General features: G+C 64.5%; 17 protein-coding genes. 6 read left to right on the top strand and 11 right to left on the bottom strand.

Annotated features, from left to right (window positions below; all coding sequences use genetic code 11):
• Positions 1 to 89: 89 nt before the first annotated feature.
• On the bottom strand, positions 90 to 1,730 hold the full coding sequence (locus tag A6B35_RS22845) for a helix-turn-helix transcriptional regulator (RefSeq protein ID WP_006204900.1): 1,641 nt from the start codon (positions 1,728 to 1,730) through the stop codon (positions 90 to 92).
• 265 nt (positions 1,731 to 1,995) lie between these two features.
• Here A6B35_RS22845 and A6B35_RS22840 point away from each other — a divergent pair, with 265 nt between their 5' ends.
• On the top strand, positions 1,996 to 4,308 hold the full coding sequence (locus tag A6B35_RS22840) for a glucose/quinate/shikimate family membrane-bound PQQ-dependent dehydrogenase (RefSeq protein ID WP_006204901.1): 2,313 nt from the start codon (positions 1,996 to 1,998) through the stop codon (positions 4,306 to 4,308).
• Positions 4,309 to 4,441: 133 nt separating this feature from the next.
• Here A6B35_RS22840 and A6B35_RS22835 read toward each other — a convergent pair whose 3' ends face one another.
• From A6B35_RS22835 to A6B35_RS22825, 3 genes are all read right to left on the bottom strand, one after another.
• Positions 4,442 to 6,511, bottom strand: a complete 2,070-nt coding sequence (locus tag A6B35_RS22835; protein WP_006204902.1) for a putative bifunctional diguanylate cyclase/phosphodiesterase — start codon at positions 6,509 to 6,511, stop codon at positions 4,442 to 4,444.
• Between the two features lie 350 nt (positions 6,512 to 6,861).
• Positions 6,862 to 7,659 carry a class I SAM-dependent methyltransferase gene (locus A6B35_RS22830; RefSeq protein WP_006204903.1) on the bottom strand — a complete coding sequence of 266 codons (798 nt, stop codon included), beginning with the start codon at positions 7,657 to 7,659 and terminating at the stop codon, positions 6,862 to 6,864.
• 9 nt (positions 7,660 to 7,668) lie between these two features.
• A complete protein-coding gene (locus tag A6B35_RS22825) occupies positions 7,669 to 9,042 on the bottom strand; it encodes a cytochrome P450 (RefSeq protein WP_065518259.1) in 1,374 nt (457 codons plus the stop codon).
• A 300-nt stretch (positions 9,043 to 9,342) separates the two neighbouring features.
• Between A6B35_RS22825 and A6B35_RS22815 the strand changes: the two genes are divergently transcribed.
• Positions 9,343 to 10,191 carry a dienelactone hydrolase family protein gene (locus A6B35_RS22815; RefSeq protein WP_050900825.1) on the top strand — a complete coding sequence of 283 codons (849 nt, stop codon included), beginning with the start codon at positions 9,343 to 9,345 and terminating at the stop codon, positions 10,189 to 10,191.
• Between the two features lie 12 nt (positions 10,192 to 10,203).
• Here A6B35_RS22815 and A6B35_RS22810 read toward each other — a convergent pair whose 3' ends face one another.
• A complete protein-coding gene (locus tag A6B35_RS22810) occupies positions 10,204 to 11,109 on the bottom strand; it encodes an EamA family transporter (protein WP_040583586.1) in 906 nt (301 codons plus the stop codon).
• A gap of 38 nt (positions 11,110 to 11,147) precedes the next feature.
• Here A6B35_RS22810 and A6B35_RS22805 point away from each other — a divergent pair, with 38 nt between their 5' ends.
• The gene (locus A6B35_RS22805; RefSeq protein ID WP_006204907.1) at positions 11,148 to 11,678 is read left to right on the top strand and encodes an Lrp/AsnC family transcriptional regulator; all 531 of its coding nucleotides are present in this window, start codon (positions 11,148 to 11,150) and stop codon (positions 11,676 to 11,678) included.
• A 32-nt stretch (positions 11,679 to 11,710) separates the two neighbouring features.
• Here A6B35_RS22805 and A6B35_RS22800 read toward each other — a convergent pair whose 3' ends face one another.
• Both A6B35_RS22800 and A6B35_RS22795 read right to left on the bottom strand, forming a co-directional pair.
• A complete protein-coding gene (locus tag A6B35_RS22800; protein WP_006204908.1) occupies positions 11,711 to 11,908 on the bottom strand; it encodes a hypothetical protein in 198 nt (65 codons plus the stop codon).
• Between the two features lie 143 nt (positions 11,909 to 12,051).
• Entirely contained in the window at positions 12,052 to 12,537 is a 486-nt protein-coding gene (locus A6B35_RS22795; RefSeq protein ID WP_040583588.1) for a thioesterase family protein, read from the bottom strand.
• Positions 12,538 to 12,638: 101 nt separating this feature from the next.
• On the opposite strand from A6B35_RS22795, the gene A6B35_RS22790 reads away from it, so the two are divergent.
• The 3 genes from A6B35_RS22790 to A6B35_RS22780 all read left to right on the top strand — a co-directional run bounded on the left by A6B35_RS22790 (position 12,639) and on the right by A6B35_RS22780 (position 18,641).
• On the top strand, positions 12,639 to 14,057 hold the full coding sequence (locus A6B35_RS22790; protein ID WP_006204910.1) for an FAD-binding oxidoreductase: 1,419 nt from the start codon (positions 12,639 to 12,641) through the stop codon (positions 14,055 to 14,057).
• The gene (locus A6B35_RS22785; RefSeq protein WP_006204911.1) at positions 14,058 to 14,372 is read left to right on the top strand and encodes a hypothetical protein; all 315 of its coding nucleotides are present in this window, start codon (positions 14,058 to 14,060) and stop codon (positions 14,370 to 14,372) included.
• A gap of 255 nt (positions 14,373 to 14,627) precedes the next feature.
• On the top strand, positions 14,628 to 18,641 hold the full coding sequence (locus A6B35_RS22780) for an AsmA family protein (RefSeq protein ID WP_006204912.1): 4,014 nt from the start codon (positions 14,628 to 14,630) through the stop codon (positions 18,639 to 18,641).
• Positions 18,642 to 18,674: 33 nt separating this feature from the next.
• Here A6B35_RS22780 and A6B35_RS22775 read toward each other — a convergent pair whose 3' ends face one another.
• The 4 genes from A6B35_RS22775 to A6B35_RS22760 form a co-directional block, all read right to left on the bottom strand.
• Positions 18,675 to 18,905, bottom strand: coding sequence for a ribbon-helix-helix domain-containing protein (locus A6B35_RS22775; RefSeq protein ID WP_006204913.1), 231 nt, complete (start codon positions 18,903 to 18,905; stop codon positions 18,675 to 18,677).
• A 5-nt stretch (positions 18,906 to 18,910) separates the two neighbouring features.
• Positions 18,911 to 19,105, bottom strand: coding sequence for a DUF4169 family protein (locus A6B35_RS22770; RefSeq protein ID WP_006204914.1), 195 nt, complete (start codon positions 19,103 to 19,105; stop codon positions 18,911 to 18,913).
• A gap of 18 nt (positions 19,106 to 19,123) precedes the next feature.
• Positions 19,124 to 19,657, bottom strand: coding sequence for an SspB family protein (locus A6B35_RS22765; protein ID WP_006204915.1), 534 nt, complete (start codon positions 19,655 to 19,657; stop codon positions 19,124 to 19,126).
• 118 nt (positions 19,658 to 19,775) lie between these two features.
• Positions 19,776 to 20,465 (bottom strand): TetR/AcrR family transcriptional regulator, encoded by a 690-nt coding sequence (locus tag A6B35_RS22760; RefSeq protein ID WP_006204916.1) that lies wholly within the window; start codon positions 20,463 to 20,465, stop codon positions 19,776 to 19,778.
• Between the last annotated feature and the right edge of the window lie 181 nt (positions 20,466 to 20,646).

Genomic DNA, 20,646 nt, shown 5'->3' with positions numbered 1-20,646 from the left:
CATGGGGATTTTCCCCCATGCCCCACGCGCGATCTCGGATCGTCGCGCACGCGATCTCTTGGATCGTCGTGCACGCGATCCTTCGGACTTCAGAGCAGGCCGTTCTGGAAGGCGTAGGCTGTCGCGGCGGCGCGCGAGTTGACCGCCAGCTTGTCGAAGATGTTGCTGAGATGTCGGTCGACGGTCTTTTCGCTGAGGCCGAGGTCTGTGGCGATCAGCCTGTTTGTCTTGCCTGTGGCGACAAGGCCGAGGACCTCGATCTCGCGCCGCGTCAAGCCATGCGAGGGCGTAGAAGCCGGCTGGATCAACTGATCGACACGGGCGAGGTCGGGTGCCGCGCCCAGCGCGGTGAAAATCGAGCTGGCGGCCTCGAATTCCAGTTCGGCGCCGTCCTCGTCGCCAAGCATGCGGCAGGCTTGGCCGGCCAGCACGCGCAGACGCGCCTCAAGATAGGGAGCGCCGGCGCGCTGCCAGGTCGTCAGGGCGGCGCGGAAATGGCCAAGCGCCGCCGCGGCATCACCTCCAGCCATCTCGATCTGGCCTTTCGCCTGCGCGGCCATTGCGGCCAGGATGTCGGTGGCGAAGCGGCCGGCGATCATCTCCAACTCTTCGCAGGCTTCATGCGCTTCGTCGGCAGCGCCCGCGGCCATCGTGATCTCGACCAGCGCCGGCAGCAGACGGGCACGGCCGAGCGGCGCCTTGGTCGTGGCAAGCACGCGGCGAATGGTTGCCGCTGCCTGCTCGGCCCGGCCCTGCATGAGGCGCAGCAGCGCCATGCCGGGCTGCGGCTCGAGCCCGAGCCGGCTGGCGGCGCGATAAAGATCCTCGGCGGCGGCGAACTCGCCACGCAGCCGATGGATTTCGGCCTCCTGGTAGGCCGCGCCAGCTGCCGCTTCGTTGCCGCTGGAATGGGCAAGCAGGCGCGTGGCACGCCGCGCCTCGGCAATCGAATCCTGCCAGGCGCCGTTCAACTCCATAATCTCGGCACGGTGCAGCAGACAGACGCCGTTGAACTGAACCAGCTGCGGCTGGGCTCCGCACCAGTTCGACAGCGCCTCGGTCCATTCGCGCGAACGATCGAACGCATAGACTTGCCGGCATGCGGCGATCAGGTTGCAGTAGACGAGGCCGGTGACAACGGGTGACAGCTTGCCGCCGGCAGCCGGCAGCATGGCTTCGTCGAGCGAGGCGATGCCTTCCTCGACCCGGCCCTGCCGCACCAGCGCGCGGCCGAGATAGCATCTGGCGAAGGCGATCAGGTCGATGTCGCTGCAGCGTTCGCCGATCGCCAGCGCCTGTCTTGCCAGCGCCTCCGACGCCGGGTCGTTGCCGGTCATCAGTTCCTTTTGTGCCGACAGCAACAACAGATAGCCATGCGCCGCGCACTCGCGGCCATAGCCATCCGCCAGGCGCTGCGCCTGCTGGATAATGGCAGTTGCGTGGCCTTCCTCGCCCAACGTCAAAAGCCGGAAGCCACGGAAGAACGCCCAATATGCCGCCTGATCGTCGCGGCCGGCTTCGATATGCATGTTGAAGAGACGCTCGCCGGCGGCGAAGATGTCCTGATCGCGGTCCAGCATGCCGGCCGTCCAGAGCAGCCGTTCGAGGTCTTCAGCGACGAGAGGCGTGATCTCGTCGGTTGCCCGCAGCAGCTCGAATGCATCCGCCCATGCCCGCTGTCCATAGGCGTGGCGGGCCCGTTCGAGCAACGAGGCGGCATCGGCTTTCATAGGCAAAGCATAGCATCGCCCGACAACGGGCAGAAGAATGGCAACCGGCATCCCGGTCATTTCGACGTGAACAGCAACAGGGCCTAAGCACATGCCGGAACGATGCCCGCGGTATCAAAACATACTGTCCTGCTAATTTGACACCTCGCGCGAGCGGGCGGAAAACTGCGGCGGCGAGATGAAACAGAATCGAAAGCGGGCTGCGTTTCCATTTCGAGACGGCGGTTTTCGGCCGCTCGCCTGCTGCGCCTGAAGGAGTGTCGTTATGGCAACCATCCTCACCGCCGTGGTCCTTGCTCTCATCGGTCTGATTCTCGGCGGCGGCGGCATCTGGTTGGCGTCGCTCGGCGGCAGCTGGTACTACGTCATTACCGGTCTCGCTTTCCTGCTCGCCGGCTGGCTGCTCTACAGGCGCAAATCCATCGCGTTGTGGCTCTACGCGGCGATCGTCATCGGCACGCTGTGCTGGGCGGTCTGGGAGATCGGCTTCGACTGGTGGGAGCTCGGGCCGCGCGGCGGCGTCATCGTGCTCCTGGCGCTGTGGCTTTTGACGCCTTGGGCGAGGCGGGGGCTCACCGGTCCCGACGGGCGGGCGCCGCTCATCCTGGCGGTGCTGGCCTCGCTTGCGGTGGCCGGTTACTCGATGACCGCCGATCCCAAGGACATCGCCGGTCAACTCAGCGCCGACAAGGTGACGCCGACGGCCGATCTCGGCGGCAATGTGCCTGCAGGCGAATGGCACTTTTACGGCCGCACGCAATATGGCCAGCGCTACTCGCCGCTCGACCAGATCACCACCGACAACGTCGCCAATCTGCAGCCGGCCTGGACCTATCGCACCGGCGACATAAAGGGCCCCGACGACATCGGCGAGACGACCTATCAGGTGACGCCGCTGAAGATCGGCGATGCGCTCTATATCTGCACGCCGCATAATTTCGCCATCGCCATCGATGCCGCGACCGGCAAGGAGAAATGGCGCTACGATCCCAAGATCAAGCTGGACAAGGACCGCCAGCACCAGACCTGCCGCGGCGTGTCCTACTATGCCGACGCCAAGATCGCCGCCGGGCAGCCGTGTGCGGCGCGCGTCTATCTGCCGACCTCCGACGCGCGGCTGATCGCCCTCGACGCCGCGAACGGGGAGATCTGCCCGTCCTTTGCCGAAGGCGGGACGCTGAACCTGCTGACCGGGATGCCCTATCCGAAGTCGGGCTATTACTACTCGACCTCGGCGCCGCTGATATCGGGCGGCAAGATCATCGTCGGCGGTGCGGTCAACGACAATTACTCGACCGAGGAGCCATCCGGCGTCATCCGCGCCTTCGATGTCGACAGCGGCGCCTTGCTGTGGAACTGGGATTCCGGCAATCCCGACCAGACGACGCCGTTGCCGGCGGGCCAAACCTACACCAACAACTCGCCCAACATGTGGTCGACACCGAGCGCCGACGAGAAGCTCGGCCTGCTCTATGTGCCGCTCGGCAACCAGACGCCGGACCAGCTCGGCATGGGCCGCAGCGCCAATGTCGAGAAATTCTCCTCCTCGATCACCGCGCTCGATCTCAACACCGGAAAAGTGCGCTGGGTGCGGCAGACCGTGCACCACGATCTGTGGGACATGGACGTGCCGGCGCAACCAACGCTGGTCGACATCACCACCGCTGGCGGCGTCGTGCCGGCGCTGGTCGGGCCGACCAAGCAGGGCGACCTCTATGTGCTCGACCGGCGCAGCGGCGAGCCGATCGTTCCGGTCAAGGAAGTGCCGGCGCCGGGCGGCGCGATCGAGGGCGACCACACCTCGCCGACGCAGCCGGAATCGGATCTCTCCTTCAATCCGAAGCCGCTGACCGGCGCCGACATGTGGGGCATCACGATGTTCGACCAGCTGGCGTGCCGCATCGAATTGCAAGGCCTGCGCTATGAAGGCCGCTATACGCCGCCGTCCGTGCAGGGTTCGCTGATCTATCCCGGCAATTTCGGTACTTTCAACTGGGGTGGCGTCGCCGTCGATCCGGTCAGGCAGGTGATGTTCGGCATGCCGACCTATCTGGCGTTCAAGTCGCAGCTCATCCCGCGCGACCAGGTGCCGCCGCCGGATGAAGGGCGCGGCAGCGAGCAAGGGCTCAACCGCAACGAAGGCGCGCCCTATGCGGTGGTGATGGGACCGTTCCTGTCGCCGCTCGGCATCCCCTGCCAGGCGCCGCCCTGGGGTTATGTGGCTGGCGTCGACCTCAGGACCGGCAAGATCGCCTACAAGCACCGCAACGGTACCGTCTACGACATGACGCCGCTGCCGCTGCCGTTCAAGGTCGGCGTGCCCGGCATTGGCGGACCGATGGTCACCGCCGGCGGTGTCGCCTTCCTTGGGGCGGCGGTCGACGACTATCTGCGCGCCTATGATCTGACTTCGGGCAGGCAGCTCTGGAAAGCCAGACTGCCGGCCGGCGGCCAGTCGACGCCGATGACCTATACGGTCGCCGACGGGCGCCAGTTCGTGGTCATCGTTGCCGGCGGCCACGGCTCGGTCGGCACCAAGCCAGGCGACTATGTGATGGCCTACACGCTGCCGAAATAGATTCAGGTGAGGCCGGCCTGCGAACGGTGGTTTCCTACGCTTCCGGTGCTCACGTACTTAAGTACGCTCCGCTCCGGTTCTCGGAAACCGCCATTCTCGACTCAGCCTGACCTGAATCTTGGCGTGCTATCGTCTACGCAACAGCCTGCGCAGGCGCTGCAAGCGCGGTTGCGGCGATGCCGTTGTGGCCATGCATCAGCGCGAAGATCTCGCCGAACGGCGCCGGGCGGCCAAGCAGGTAGCCTTGCGCCTCGTTGCAGCCTTCGGCGCGCAGGATCGACAGCTGGCTGTGCGTCTCGACGCCTTCGGCCAGCACCGGGATGTGGAGGCTCTGGCCAAGCGCCAGCACGGCGCGGATGATAGCCTTGGCCTGCGGGCTTGTCTCGACCTCGGACATGAACGAGCGATCGAGCTTGATCTTGTCGAACGGGAAGGCTCGCAGCGTTTCCAGCGAAGAGTAGCCGGTGCCGAAATCGTCGATGGCGATGGTGACGCCCAGCGCCTTGATGCGCCGCAAGATGGTCAAGGTGCGGTTCTTGTCGGCAATGATGGTGGATTCGGTGATTTCCAGCTCGAGCCGGTTCGGGCGCAGGCCGGTCTCGAGCAGGATCTCGTGGACGAGCTTCGGCAGGTCGGCATGGGCGAACTGCACCGGGGAGAGGTTGACGGCGACCTTGTAGGGGTGCTCCCACGAGGCAGCCTTGGCGCAGGCGGTGCGCAGCACCCATTCGCCGAGCGGCAGGATCAGGCCGTTTTCCTCGGCCAGCGGGATGAATTCGATCGGGGGAATGTTGCCGCGCGTCGGATGCTTCCAGCGCAGCAGCGCCTCATAGCCGCGGATGTCGCCGGTCGAGACCGAGGTCTGCACCTGGTAGTGCAGGTCGAGCTGGCCGTTCTCCACCGCTTCGCGCAGGTCGTTGGCAAGCGCGCGGTTGGCGCGGACGGCCTCGTCCATGGCCTGCTCGTAGAAACAGACGGTCTGCGTCACATTCGCCTTGGCGCGGTACATCGCCAGATCGGCGTTGTTGACGAGGGTTTCGCGGTTGTGCGCGTCGGTGGGATAGATCGCGACGCCGAGGCTGGCGCCGGCAGCGGCTTCGAAATCGTCGATCCGGATCGGCGCAAAGAGTGCCGCTTCCAGCCGCGACACGAAATCCAGGAGGTCGGCCTGTCCTTTCATGCGCTTGATGGCGGCAAACTCGTCGCCACCGAGACGGGCGACGAATTCGCCGTCCTGCAGCAGCGCGCTCATCCGTCCAGCCAGGGTTTTCAGGGCCAGATCGCCGGCGCCATGGCCCCAGAGATCGTTGATTTCCTTGAACCGGTCGAGGTCGATGCCGATAATTGCCACCTTGCCGCCGAGTTCCCTGGCGCGGTCGATCTCGCGGTCGAGATACTCGTTGAAGTTCGCCCTGTTTGGCAGGCCGGTCAGCGTGTCGTTCATCGCCAGATGGTGCAAGCGGCGAAAGGCTTCCGAGCGCGTGCGATCGTCGATCAGGTAGCTCGCGAGGCCGGTGCCGATCACGATAAGCCCGGCGACGGCGACACCAAGCGCCATGGCCCGCAGGGCGGCGGGGTTGGTGTAGTCGCCGTGCAGTGCCAGCGGCGTCACCTGCATTGCCGCCATGGCGGTGAAATGGAGGCTGACGATGGCCGCGACCAGAATGGCGGCAGCCAGGTATTTGTGCCCGGATATGCGGTCGTTCAGGGCGACGTTGATCGCCAGGCACGAGAACAACACCGAGAGCACGACCGAGACGACGACATAGGTCGTGTCCCACTCGACAATGCCGTCGACATGATAGGCGGCCATGCCGGTATAGTGCATGCCTGAGATCGCCAGGCCGAGGATGATGCCGCCGACGATGGGAGCAATGCGGGGGGCATGGCCGGTCGCGGCGATGAAGCCGGCAGCGGTGCCAGCCATGGCAAGGAACAGCGAGGCGATCGTCAGCACCGGATCGAAGGCGATGGGCGCGCCCGGGTCGTAAGCCAGCATGGCGACGAAATGTGTGCACCAGATCGACGACCCGGCGCTGACCGCGGTCAGGAAATGCCAGCCGATCTGCTGCAGGCCGGTGGCCTCATGAGCGCGCAGGAACAGTCTGATCGTCGCCCAGGAACCGGCGCTGCAGACCAGCGCGGCGACAAGCACCAGCCAGAGGTTGTGCTCCATTGTCACACAGGAGATGACGCGCATCATGATCGTGACGCCTTCTTCTTGACGGAGGGCCGGGCCTTCTGCCGATCAATTCGCCGCCCGGCGTCCGTCCGTGAAAGACCGACATGCCATGTCCAAGCAGGGGTTTTGACAAAGGCGAGAAGGGCAAGCCGCCCCCAAAATGCGGTTGCCGATATTCAAACCCTACCCTGAGTTTCAACTTCTAATAGGTGGTTAATTGCATTAGGCGGCGCTTGCGCGTCTCGATGCATGGTTTCCAGAAAGTGTAGGATACCTTCGGATGATCGATAATATCGATATTTTCAGACTGAGATAAGGAGGGTTTGCACCTGCCGTTTTTTTGACGTGCCGCCGAAGCCTGGTTCGGCGCCTCAAGGCTTTCGTGCCGAAACCAGCAGATAGGACTTTGAGACCGCACCGAAATAACCTGCGATGAGGCGGCAGACAGCGGCGCTGGCAAGACTGGTGGTGAAGCTCATCGCACCTTTGCGGTATTCCGACCCTGGCCATGCGACGAGGCTGCGGCGGAAGCCGCCGAGGCACTGATCGGTAGCGTCCTCGACGGCGATATCGGTGAAACCCAAGGCGCCGAACTGCGCCTTGTAGGACGGAATGTCGGCGACGAGATTGGCTTTTGGCACGCCGAGGCGGTCGGAAACTCCGGACGCGAACAACCTTCGGAACAGGATGTCGGACAGGACAAGCGCACCGCCGGGCTTGAGCACGCGATGGGCCTCGGCGAGGAAGGCCGCGCGGGTGTCGAAGTGGAAGGCCGCCTCGACGCAGATCACCGCGTCGAAGCTTTCGTCGGCAAAGTCGAGCTTGACTGCATCCATCTGCAGCACCGTCGCGCCGGGAGCATTTTGGCGAGCTGTTGCGACTTGAGCGGCCGAGATGTTGATGGCGGTGACCGCCTGCGGCGGATAGGAGAGCAGCAAATGCCTGGTCGAGGCGCCAAGCCCGCAGGCGACGTCCAGGATGGCGCCGCCCTTGCCTGGCAGCCGCGCCAGCAGCGTGTCGACCAACGCTTCGCTGGCCTCGCGCTGCGATGCCGCGCCGGTCGCCCAATAGCCGAAATTGTAGAAGCCGCTTCCGCCATAGTAGCGGCGCTGCTTGCTGCTTTTCATGACCCGGTCATAGATGCGGACCATGTTTTGCTGCGCGGTCATCGGCGGTTCCTATGTTAGCGCTGGAAGCGCGACCAGTTGGCGGAAGCGGCCGCGCGCCTGATCCGTACGGACAGGCTCACCGCGCTCTCGCATGATCACGTCAATGTTGCCAGTCGGCGCCAGTGTTATCCTGGTGCGATAAGCGATCCGCGCGGCGGGCGATAGCGTCACCGAGCGCTTCGACAGGATGGTCGCCAGGGCGATCTTCATCATCTGCAGGCCGAAGGTGATGCCAGGGCACATATGGCCGCCGGCGCCGAAGACGGGGTACTGGAACGGCGACGGTTTGATCGAGGCCCAGCGCCCCGGATGAAAGCTGTCGGGGTCCGGATAGAGCGAAGCATCGCGGTTGATGGTGAGCGCGCTGATTAGCACGCCTTCGTTCATGGCGATCGATTCGCCGCCAAGCATCGTTGCCCGGGTCGCCTTGCGCATCATCAGCGGCACCGGCGGGAAAAGCCGCATCGCCTCCTTTATCGTTGCATCGAGCAATGGCAGGGTCCCGATCCGGTCCATCGTCGCGGGCCTGTCGCCGAGGGCGCCGTCTATCTCGGCCACCAGGCTTGCCATGGCGTTGGGGTGCTGGGTGAGCAGGATCAGCGTCCAGGCCAGTGCGTTCTGGCATGTGTCGTAGGCGGCGCCGAAAACGAAGCTGACGATGCCGCCGATCAGCGCCACGGAAGGCGGTCGGCCCGCCTCGTCGGTGTTGTTGACCAGGATGGACAGGATGTCTTGGGCATCCTTGTCGCCGCGCTTTTCCTCAGCCCAGGCCAGGATGGCGCGTTCCTGCGCCTCGGCTTCCCTGATCCAGCTGAAGAAGGCCGGACCCGGAACGATCCAGCTCGCCCGAATCTGGCGTGCGATCATCTCGGCGATAGGCATGGCGCGTTCGTGGTCGTCGCCGAACAGCAGGCCGATCGCCAGATGCTTGGCCATCGTCTTGGCGGCTTCGGTGAGCGCGAACGGCGTGCCGACCGGCCAGGTTGCGACCTGATCGGCGGCGATGCGCGCCATTTCCGGGCTCATTGGCATGATTGCCGGGCGCTTGAGCGGTGGCGCGAACAGCTTGCGATAGTGCTCGTGACGTTCACCGCGCAGCCGCGTCATGCCATAGGAGAGCCGGTTCGAAGCGTGTCCGCGTTTGCCGCGCCCGTTGATCTGGATGTTGCGCCAGGTCACGGTGTCGGACAGCATGGTGCGGTAGAGGCCGGCGTCGGCGATCATGAAGATGCGGCGCGGCTTTGCCGCGGTCGAATGCGGGTAGTCGATCCGGATGAAAGGGCCGAAGGCGCTATGTGCGCTATGTGCAGCCGTCAGCGGTTCGGTCGCGAAATGGGCCATCAGCCCAAGCGTGCGCCATTTCCCCACCCTGTTTGCCAGCATATCCCACCCAAGCTCGGCATAGCCGCAAGACTACGGCTGTTCCCCCCACCTGCACCCTACAGCATCGTCTGCGAAAGTCGGAACCGATTTTCGCAGACGCAACGGGAGAATTGCGGGCCTTGGTTCAGGACAACCCAACTGACGTTGCGGTTTACTGCGACAACCACCTCACTGATCCGGGACTGGACCATGCCGGCCCCGACCCTATCTTGCGCAGCGAGGTCATCCCAAAATGAGGAGTACGCCGTGACAAGATCAGCCACCGGCCCCGGAACCGCCAGGCCTGCCATCACCCAGGCGATGATCGATGCCTATGACGAATACACGCATCTGACGCTCGACCGCCGCCGTTTCATGGAACAGTTGACCAGGCTTGCCGGATCGGGCGCCGCGGCCGCCGCGATCGTGCCGCTGCTGGCGGCAAATTCCGCCCAGGCGGCGATCGTGGCCGATGACGATCCGCGGGTGAAGGGGCAGGACATCACCTATCCCGGCAGCGGCGGCGAGATGAAAGGTTATCTGGTCAAGCCGGCGGACCAGACCGGCAAGCTCGGCACGGTCATCGTTGTGCATGAGAACAGGGGACTCAATCCGCATATCAGGGACGTGGCGCGGCGCGTGGCGCTGGAGGGGTTCGTGGCACTGGCGCCGGACTTTTTGTCGCCGCTCGGCGGAACGCCAGGCGACGAGGACAAGGCGCGCGACATGTTCACGAAGCTCGATCCGGCGCAGACAGGAGCCAATGCCGTGGCAACGGTCGCGTTCCTCAAGGGCGACAAGGACGGCAATGGCAAGGTTGGCGCCGTCGGTTTCTGCTGGGGCGGTGGTACGGTGAACACGCTGGCTGTCAATTCGCCGGACCTCAGCGCCGGGGTCGCCTATTACGGCATGCAGCCGAAAGCCGAGGATGTGCCGAAGATCAAGGCGGCGCTGCTGCTGCATTATGCGGGGCTGGACGGGCGCATCGATGCCGGTATCGATGCCTACAAGAAGGCGCTCGATGCGGCCCATGTCAAATACACGGTCTATGTCTATGACGGCGTCAATCATGCCTTCAACAACGACACCTCGGCGGCGCGCTACGACAAGAAGGCGGCGGATCTGGCCTGGGGACGGACGGTAGCTTTCCTGAAGGAGAAACTGGCGTAGCCTCGCGGCGGATCACTTTGGCGCCGGTCTGTGCACGGCGACGCCGGCGACCACAAGAGTGATGCCGAGGCAGTCGGTGAGGCTGGGGATCTGGCGAAGCACGACGACGCCGATCAGCGTCGCGGTGACCGGCAGCAACGACATCATCAGCGCGAAGCTCGCGCGCGGCAGCCGCGACATTGCGAGCTGGTCGCAGATGTAGGGGATGACCGACGAGCAGACGCCGACGCCGATGGCGGCGAGCAGCAGCGGCGGCGACGAAAAGGCCGGCAGGGCGTCGATGAGGCCGATGGGCAGCACCATCAGGAAGGCGATCGCCATGGCCGCGCCAAGGGCGGCGATGCCGCCGCCGGCGCCCGAAGCGGCGATGCGGTGGCCGAGCACGATGTAGCAGACGAACAGCGCGCCGTTGAGGAAGGCCCAGAACAGGCCGACCGGATCATCCGACCATTTGACGTCGATCAAAAGCAAAGTGCCGATGACGGCCACGGCAAGCGCGGCGACATTGCGTGGGCTGCGCAGGCCGACGAGTGCTACGCCGATGGTGCCGACGAATTCGATCGCCGCCACCAGCGAAATCGGCAAGCGGTCCAGTGCCAGGTAGAACGAACAGTTCATCACCGCCAGGCAGGCGCCGAAAGCCAGAAGCAGCAGCCGTGCCGACCGGTCGGCGCGGGCGAAGACCGACCACGGCCGGGTCAGCGGCGCAAAGACGAGGGCCGCGGTCGCGATGCGCAGCCACGCCATGCCGAGCACGCCGACATGCGGGAAAAGCAGCACGGCAAAGGCCGGCCCCAGATAGTGGAACACCGCGCTGACGCCGAACCAGACATGCGGCGGCATGGAGGCCGCCATCCTGCCGAAGGCAGGGCCGGCGAGGGCAGGGTGCGTGGCCGGGGCTTGCGTTCGAACTTTCATGCGATCAGTATCGCAGGTGGATTTCTCGATTTATATGGATGATGATCGACTTTCTTGATCACTATCTTTCTGGACGCAAGGAGTTTTCCCTGAAACGCCTTCGAAACGAAAATCCCGAACCCGACGCTGCGGACCTGAAGATCCTGCGCCTGCTGGAAAAGGATGCGCGCACCAGCACGGCGGAGCTGGCGCGTGCCGTCGGCCTGTCGGCGCCGAGCGTGGCCGAGCGCATCAAGCGGCTGCAGGAGAACGGCGTCATCGAGACCTATACGGTCCGGATCAATCCGGCCGCCCTCGGCATGAAGCTGTCCGCCTGGCTGCGAATCAGGCCGGTACCGGGACAATTGGCTGTCGTTGCCGACATCATCGACGACCTGCCCGAGATCGCGCAATGCGACCGGGTGACCGGCGAGGACTGCTTCATTGCGCTCGCCCATGTCGGCTCGGTGGCCGAGCTCGAACGCGTGATCGACCGCATAATCCCCTACGCGATGACCAACACCGCGATCATCCAGTCGTCGCCGGTGGTGGCGCGTTCGCCTTTGGGAGCGCTCAAGCGCCAACCTTGATTTTCAGGGAATGAAATGAACGCCTGCAGCAGCTAAACATGACCGCGTTTCATGCGCGCCTGCTTCAGGATGGCGCGCCAGCGGATCATGTCGAAGGGGATCGGCTCGTTGTTGTTGGCGATATGAAAGATCTCGTTGTTGACGTTCTTGAGCGAGCGCCAGAAATCATAGTCGGTGATGCGTGGATCGGCCGCCAGCCTGTCCACTTCGACCTTGATGTCGGTTTTCATGCACGTTCCTCGAACCGCCTTGCCCGCCGCCGGTACCGCAACCCGATGCGTACGTTTTCAAACGCCTCACTGAGTCGTTCAACGACTCAATTGGCTTGTTCACGTTAAAACCTCGGTAAGGTTAACGTGGGCGCCAGGCAGCTTCAAGCGCTCTTGCGGCGAATCCCGATCGAGCGGCCGGCGCGTTCGGGCATCGGCAGCGCGGCATGGGCTGATCGCATCGCTTCCACCTTTGCAAGCACGTCGGCCGGGAAAGGCGCCACCTTCGGCCCGGACATGTCGACATGCAGCGACAGCGATTCGGAGGTGGCGGCGAGCCAGCCGTCGACATGGCGGATCTCCTGGTAGACGCGGAGCCGCTTGTCGTCATGGTCGATGAGCTGGAAGGAGACCACGACCTTGTGCTCCAGGTGCAGTTCCTGGACGTAGCAGACGTGGACTTCGGCCGTGTAGATGGTCAGCCGCCGCTCCTTGGCGTAGTTCGGCCCCATCCCCATCATCTCGAAGGCGTCGTCCGAGCAGCGGTCGAACAGCACGTTGTAATAGGCCATGTTGAGATGGCCGTTGTAGTCGATCCAGTCCTTCTCGATATCCATGGCCCGAGATACGAACGGGGCGGGGTTTGGCATCTTGTTTTCCTTCTGGATAGCTGGACAGGGCGTGGCAGGTGAGACTACGCATCCATAGCTGCACAACAAGGGTGGCCGCTGGTCCATTCGCGGAGGAATTCATGGCTCTGAGCGACCTCAATCCGGTCAAGCGCAACGAGGAGGGCATCGCCGCCGTGCTCGGCATCCTCAAGCAGACGCTCGGCGAGCGCTTCCAGACCGGCGAGGCGATCCGCGCCCAGCATGCCCACACCACCACCTATATCCCGACGCAGGCACCCGATGGCGTCGCCTTTGTCGAGACGACGGCCGAAGTGCAGGAGATCGTGCGCGCCTGCGCCACGCACCGCGTTCCGGTGATCGCCTTCGGCGTCGGCTCGTCGCTCGAGGGACACACCAACGCGCCGGGCGGCGGCATTTCCATCGACACGTCGCGGATGAACCGCATCCTTTCGGTCAACCCGCAGGACCTCGATTGCACGGTCGAGCCCGGCGTGACACGCGAGGACCTTAACCGGCATCTGCGCGATACCGGCCTGTTCTTCCCGATCGACCCCGGCGCCAATGCCTCGCTCGGCGGCATGGCGGCGACACGCGCGTCCGGAACCAACGCCGTGCGCTACGGCACGATGCGCGAGAACGTGCTGTCGCTGACGGCGGTCATGGCCGATGGCGAAGCGGTGACGACCGGCAAGCGGGCGAAGAAGAGCTCGGCGGGCTACGACCTGACGCGGCTCTTGGTCGGCTCGGAGGGCACGCTTGGCATCATCACGGCGCTGACGCTGAAGCTGCAGGGCATCCCGCAGGCGATCTCCGGCGGCGTCTGCCCATTTCCCAGCCTGGAGGTGGCCTGCAATGCGGTGATCGCCACCATCCAGATGGGCATTCCGGTGGCGCGCATCGAGCTGGTCAACGCGCTGCAGATGCGGGCGATGAAAAATTACTCCAAGCTCGACTATCCGGAGAGCCCGTGCCTGTTCGTCGAATTCCACGGCAGCGACGCGGGCGTCGCCGAGCAGGCCGAGACCTTCGGCATGATCGCCGAGGAGAATGGCGGCGGGCCGTTCCTGTGGACCAGCGTCGCCGAGGAGCGGACGAAACTTTGGAAGGCCAGGCACGATGCCTACTGGTCGTCGCTGACGCTGCGGCCCGGTGCCAAGGGGCTGTCGACCGATGTCTGCGTGCCGATCTCGCGCTTTGCCGAATGCGTCACCGAGACCGAGGCCGATATCGCCGAGATGGGGCTGGTCGCGCCGATTGTCGGCCATGCCGGCGACGGCAATTTCCATGTGCTGGTGCTGATGGATGTCGACAACCCGCAAGAGATCGCGCTGGCGGAAAAATTCGTCGCCAGGCTCAACATGCGGGCGATCGCCATGGAAGGCACCTGCACCGGCGAGCACGGCATCGGGCAAGGCAAGATCGGCTTCCTGCGCCACGAACTTGGCCACGGCGTCGACATCATGCGCACGATCAAGCAGGCGCTCGATCCGCTTAACATCATGAACCCGGGCAAGATATTGCCGGGCACCGAACACTAGATGTCGACGGCCGAGACACTGCTGCCGATCGAGGTGCCGCCGTCGTCCGCCGGTGCTCCGCTGCCTCACATCTTCGCGGATGAAGGCAGGCTGCTCATTGCCTATCTCGCCAACGTGCCGGATTCGTCGTTCGATGGCACGAATCCGCGCTCGGTCTCGGCTACCACAGGCAACCAGTCCGTCGCGATCCTGACCGCCGATCCCTATCTGGCACTTCAATTCGGCCCACCGAACGATGAAGCCATCAGCGGGCACCGTCTCTATGGGCTGGGCTTGCAGCCCTATTCCGCATTCGAGGTTCTCAACTCGTCGTAGATCGGCTCCCTGGAAAAGGCAAATCGGGTTCATTCGTCCCACACGCCGGGACTGTTTTCCGGCTATCGGCATTTCATCCTGACGTTCCACGACTCGACACTGGAATTCATCACCCAGAGTTTTTCTGCCAGCCTTCACGCAGGGGCAGTATTGACCGTGCTGATGGAGACTGTCGCACGCTGCCGAATTGCCTCTTTATAGACACGCGGATGCGGGTAGAGTGCGGCTGATTTTCAATCAACCCAATCGGAGCAGATGCTCGCACGCCTGTTCGTGATCTTCGGTGGCCTTTTCGTGCTGGTGCTGTGCGCGGCGCTGGTGGTGCCGCATTTCGTCGACTGGACAGGCTACCGTGCCGATTTCGAGCGCGAGGCGAGCGCCATTCTCGGCCGCAAGGTCACCGTACAAGGTGACGCCACGGCGAGGCTGCTGCCGTTTCCTTCTGTGACCTTTTCCAATGTCGCGGTTGCCGGCGGCCCCGGCGGCCAACCGGCGATGACCGTCGAGACATTTTCGATGGATGCGGAGCTGGCGCCGTTCCTGAGCGGCGAGGTGCTGATCTTCGACATGCGGCTGGTGCGGCCGAAGGCGACGATCGATATCGCCGCCGACGGCACGGTCGACTGGGCGATGCGGCCGACCTCGCCCTTCGACATCAACCAGATTTCAATCGAAAAGCTGACGGTGACCGAGGGAGAGGTCGCGTTGCGCCATGCCGCCGGCGGGCGCGATCATCTGATTTCCGAGATCAACTCGACCATCTCGGCCAAGTCGCTCGCCGGGCCTTGGCGGATGGACGGCTCGCTGCGCTTCGACGGCCTGCGCACGGAGGTCATCGCGTCGACCGGCAAGGCGGAGGGCAATGGGCAGATGCGGCTTCGGCTCAAGGCCGATCCGGACGGCTATCCGCTGGTCATCGAGGCCGATGGCAATGCCGGCATCGTCAAGGGTGCGGCGGTGTATTCGGGTCAGTTCAAGATCTCGGCCGTCGACAAAAACGGCTCCGACAAGAATGGCTCCGGCAAGAATGACGCCGACAAGAATTCGGCCGAGCTGCGCGGCACCGATGGCGAGCCGGTGAAGGCCTCGACCGGCAAGCCGGATCCGGGCTTCCGGCTCAACGGCAAATTCTCGCTTGATCACCACAGACTTTCCTTCGATGAGTTCCGCTTCGAGACCGGGCCGCTCGACAATCCCTATACGGCCGACGGCAAGGCTTCGGTCGATCTCGGGATCGATCCGCGCTTCGCGATCGAAGCCAATGGCGCGCAGGTGCAGTTCGACGAGGCCGTGGGTGCGGCGGGCGCCGGGCTGACACTGTCGCAGCGGGTCGACGCGCTGGAGCGCGCGCTGCTGCAAATGCCGAAGCCAACCATACCAGGCACCGTGGAGGTCAAGCTGCCGGCGGTAGTGGCTGGCGACACCACGGTGCGCGACGTGCACCTGTCGGCCGAGCCGACCGATGGCGGCTGGTCAGTCAAGTCGCTGGCCGCGACGCTGCCCGGCCGCGCCACGCTGGAAGCCAACGGCATGCTCAGCGTACAGGACCACTTTGGCTTCACCGGCTCGCTGCTGCTCGCCGTGGCGCAGCCGTCCGGTTTCGCCGCCTGGCTGTCGAAAGATGTCGACGAGGCGATCCGCCGGCTGCCCGCCGCCGGCTTCAAGGCCAAGGTCGATCTCAGCGAGAAGCGCCAGGCATTCAGCGATCTCGAACTGATCCTCGGCAAGGCGAAGTTTTCCGGGCGTATCGATTCCAGCCAGCCCGACGACGCCAGACCGTCGGTGCTGATGCGGCTGCAGGGCGGCGAGCTGGACGTCGACGGGCTGACGGCCTTCGCCTCGATCTTCGTCAGCGACAAGGGCGCCAACCGCTTTTCAGACCGCGATCTCGATTTCCAGATCAAGGCCGGGCCGGTCAGCGCCGGCGGCCTGACCGCCGACACGGTCGACACGGCGCTGAGGCTGCGCCAAGGCCTGCTTGAAATCGATAGACTGTCGGTAGGCGGACTGGCCGGCGCCTCGATCAGCGCCACCGGCCGGATCAAGGATTTCCCGGCAAGCCCGACCGGCAAGCTCGACGCCTCGGTGGTCGCCGTCGATCTGAAGCCGCTGGTCGATGTCGCCACGCAGCACTATCCTGGCAACGAGGTGCTGAAGGGCCTGGCGGCCCGTGCAGCCGCCTATCCTGAGCTGTTCCAGGACGCCCGCATCGATCTGGTGACGAGTGCCGCCGACAATGGCGACGGCACGACGGGGCTGGCAGTGAGCGCACAGGGCAAGGCCGGCGGCTCGGCCTTTTCGGCGTCGCTTTCCGGCAAGGGGGCGGCCGACAGGCTTCTCGATGCGCCGGTGATGCTGACCTTCAATGCCAGGAATGCCGACGCCACGGCACTGCTCGCGCTTTATGGTTTGCCGGCGCTGCCGCTTGGCATGCTTGGCCAGGCAACCACCGAAATCTCGGCGAAAGGCACGTTTGGCGGTGGCCTTGCGACGAGCTTCACCCTTACGGGCGACGATTTCCGGGCGGCGTTCGAGGGAACGGTTGCCGAGACGCCGCAAGGGGCGACCGCAAAGGGCAAGATCAGCCTCGACGCCGCCGACATCGAGCCGTGGCTGATGACGACCGGCGTCGGATTGCCCGGCATGGGCACCGGCATGTCGGCATCGCTCACGTCACAGGCCGACTATGGCAGTGGTCTGCTGGTGCTGGACGAGTTCAGCGGCGCCCTCAACGAAGCGGCGGTTTCCGGCGACGTCAATGTCGAGGTGAAGGACGGTGTGCCGCATCTGGCCGGGGCGCTGGCGCTCGACGAACTCGACCTCGACCCGATGGCGGTGGCGCTGTTCGGCGACCAGTCCTTCCTTGCCGGCAAAGGTCCCTGGCCGACGACGCCGTTCAGCCAGAAGCCCAACCTGCCGTTCACCGCCGATCTCGACCTTACCACCGCGGCACTTGCCGCCGGCCGGTTCGCCACCGCCTATGACGCAGCGCTGTCGCTGAAGCTCGACCAGGAGGGCATGCGCGTTTCCGACCTCAAGGCCAAGCTCTTCGGCGGCGCGCTGACCGGCCTGTTCGAACTGAAGAACAATGACGGCACCGGGCTTTTCTCCGGCCAGATGAAACTTGCCGGCGGGGATCTCTCGGCCGTGCTGCCGGGGGCCGGCTTGAGCGGCAGCGGCGATGTCTCGACGACGCTGTCGACCAGCGGCAAATCGGTCGATGCCATGGTGGCGGAGCTGTCCGGCTCGGGCACGGCGGCGCTGAAGGGCCTCGCCATCGCCGGCGTCAATCCGGATGCCTTCGGCGCCTTCATCGCCAAGGCCGATACGATCGGGCGCGATATCGATGCGGCCAAGACCGCCGGCTTCGCGCCTGAGATCGCCGCCGACGGCAGTTTCGCCGCGGGTGACACCGACATTGCCTTCACGCTTGCCGGCGGCATTCTGCGGGCGCCGCCGATCAGTCTCGAAAACCCGGCGGCAACGCTGTCCGCCGACATCTCTGCGGACCTGAACGCGAGCACCGTCGACGCAAGAGGGTCGATCACCTATCGGTCCGGCGACGAGGCGCTGGTCGGCTCCGACCCGGCGGTGAACTTCAGCGTCGAGGGCCCGCTCGGCGCTGCCAAGCGCCAGTTCGACAGCGAACCGCTGGCGCAATTCCTGACGCAGCGCGCGCTGGAGAAGGAGCAGCAGCGGGTCGAAGCGATGCAGGCGGCGCTGCTGGAGAAGCAGCGGCTGCGGCGCGAGGTGCGCTACTACGCCGCCCTGCAGACCGAACGCGACAGGGCGGCCGAGGAATTGCGGCGGCAAGAGGAAGAGGCGCGGCTGCAGGCCGAGGCCAAGGCAAAAGCCGATGCCGAGGCAAAAGCCCAGGCCGAAGCCGAGGCAAAAGCCAAGGCGGAGGCTGACGCCAAGGCGCAAGCCGAAGCGGATGCCAAAGCCAAGGCCGATGCCGAAGCCCAAGCCGAGGCGGACGCGAAAGCCAAGGCCGATGCTGAAGCGAAGGCCAAGGCGGAGCAACAGGCGGCCGACGATGCGGCCAAGGCACAGGCCGCTGAGCAGGAACGTCGGAAGGCGGACGAGGCGACGCGGATCGCGTCGGAAGAAAAGGCCAGGCTCGAGGCCAAGCGCAAGGCCGCCGAGCAGGCGTCAAAGGTCGACCGCTCACTGCCCGGCGTCAATGACGGTTCTGCCCCAGAGCCACAGAAGCCCAAGGCCAATCCGTTCACGATCGACAATCTGCTGAAGTCGCTGGACGGCGGCTAGCAATTTCCAGGTTTGATCATTCGTTGAACCGCTCTAAGCCGAACCGCTCATCCCATGCTTCGCCCAGTCCAGCACATGCAGCCTGAGCGCGGAGGAGAGGTTGGCGTCGCGGGGGCGGGTTTCGTCGATTTCGGCGACCAGCGCAGCCAGCGTCAGCTTGCGCGCCGCCGCGATGGCGACGAGATCATCGTAAAAAGGCTTTTCGAGCGAATAGCTGGTGCGATGGCCGCGGATCGTCACCGAGCGTTTTTCGACCGGGCTCATTTGCGCTAGGCGTCCGGGTCGCCGGACTTCTCGCGGCGATGGCCGGCGATGAATTTCTCGGCCTTGTCGGACGTCAGCCGGTCACGGTCCCGATCGGCCTTGGACCGGCCGTGCAGCACCCGGTTCTGTTCGGCCAGCCGTTCTTTCTCGCTCCGCGCCTTTTGCTTGCGGGCCTGGCGGAGATTGACGACGTCGCCCATGTCGCGCCGCCTTTCGGATCACTTCTTGCGGAAGGCGTCGAGGGATACGACGTCGGCGCCCTTGCCGGCGGCATCGGCCGCGGCAGGCTTCTTCTCGGCCTCGGCTGCAGCCTTCTTCTTCGACTCGGGCTTCTTCTCGACAACGGCGAGCGGTTCGGGAGCCGGTGCCGCCGGCTCGTCCTCTGCCGCGCCATCCGTCTTGACGTCGAATTCGAGTTCGAAATTGACGGAGGGATCGTAAAAGCCGCGCACGGCGGAGAAGGGGATCTCGAGTTTTTCCGGCACGTCGGAGAAGGACAGACCGACCTCGAAGCCGGTGTCGGTCACTTTCAGGTCCCAGTACTGGAACTGGATGACGATGGTCATCTGCTCGGGATAGCGCTCGCGCAGCCGCGAAGACACGCGCACGCCCGGCGCGCCGGTGAGGAAGGTGATGAAGAAATGATGGTTGCCGGGAAGGCCGGTGCGCGCGACTTCGGCCAGGACCTTGCGCATGACGCCGCGCAACGCCTCCTGGGCCAGAATGTCGTAGCGGATGTGGTCGTCGGCCATGTGGCGGTCGGGTTCCGTTGAATCGTGCGCCTAGCTGTAATCAAGCTTGAGCGCGGCGTAAACCGGATATAGATCGCAGGCGCCTCGAAGCGAAGGCTATTGGCGACGATTTGACGGCTCAGGCGCTGACCAGAGCGCTTTTTCTGGCCGTGTGACTCGCGCTCTTTTGTCTGCCGAAGGCGCTGAGGAAGGTGCGTACGCCATTGGTGGCGGACTGAAGCACCTCTTCGTCCTCAGGTATTGCGCCGAGCATGAAGGATGTCTGCAACTCGGCGTTGATCAGCGCGAGAAACTGGCGTGCCGCCACGTCGGGATCCTCGATCGCGAGGTGACCGGCATAGGCAAGACGGGCGAAGCGGGCGGCAAGCGCCGACCAGGTTCGGCCCGGCCCCTGTTCGCGCCATTCGGCAAAGAGTTCGGGATAGCGCTCGCCCTCGGTCTGGATCAGCTTGCGCAGGAACCTGCCGTCGCGGTTGCAGATGCAGTTGCGGTTCATGCGCATCGCGAAGCCGATCAGATCGGCTTCGAGGTTGACGGGCTGGTCGGGGAAGGTGGCGATGGTGGCGAATATGCCGGCATTGCAACGCTCGGTGAGGTCACGGACGACAGCGACGAAGAGTTTCTCCTTGTCGCGATGGTGGTTGTAGACGGTCTGGCGCGACACGCCGGCCTCGGCCGCGATCAGGTCGATATTGGCGCCGGCAAAGCCCTCGCGGCAAAAGACCGAGGCAGCAGCCTCGACAACCGAATTGCGTTTCGCCTCGTGGCTACGTGGCGGGAAAGTGTCAGGAGAAACGCCGATCTTCATAAAAATCTATATAGCGGTGATTGACGAATTAGACAAGACTGTCTAATTTTGTGGACATAACATAAGGACATTTCGCGTCGGAGAGACGAACAAGTTCGCTCTAGAGACGAATGAATTCGCTCTGAGGTGTCGAAATGTCACGGGATGGAACGTCCTGGGGTTAGACGCCGGGTTCCCGGCG

This window comes from Mesorhizobium amorphae CCNWGS0123, assembly GCF_001686985.1.
Classification (GTDB): domain Bacteria; phylum Pseudomonadota; class Alphaproteobacteria; order Rhizobiales; family Rhizobiaceae; genus Mesorhizobium; species Mesorhizobium amorphae.
The sequence above is the reverse complement of the archived record's forward strand: the minus strand, read 5'-3'. Positions and strand labels throughout refer to the sequence as shown.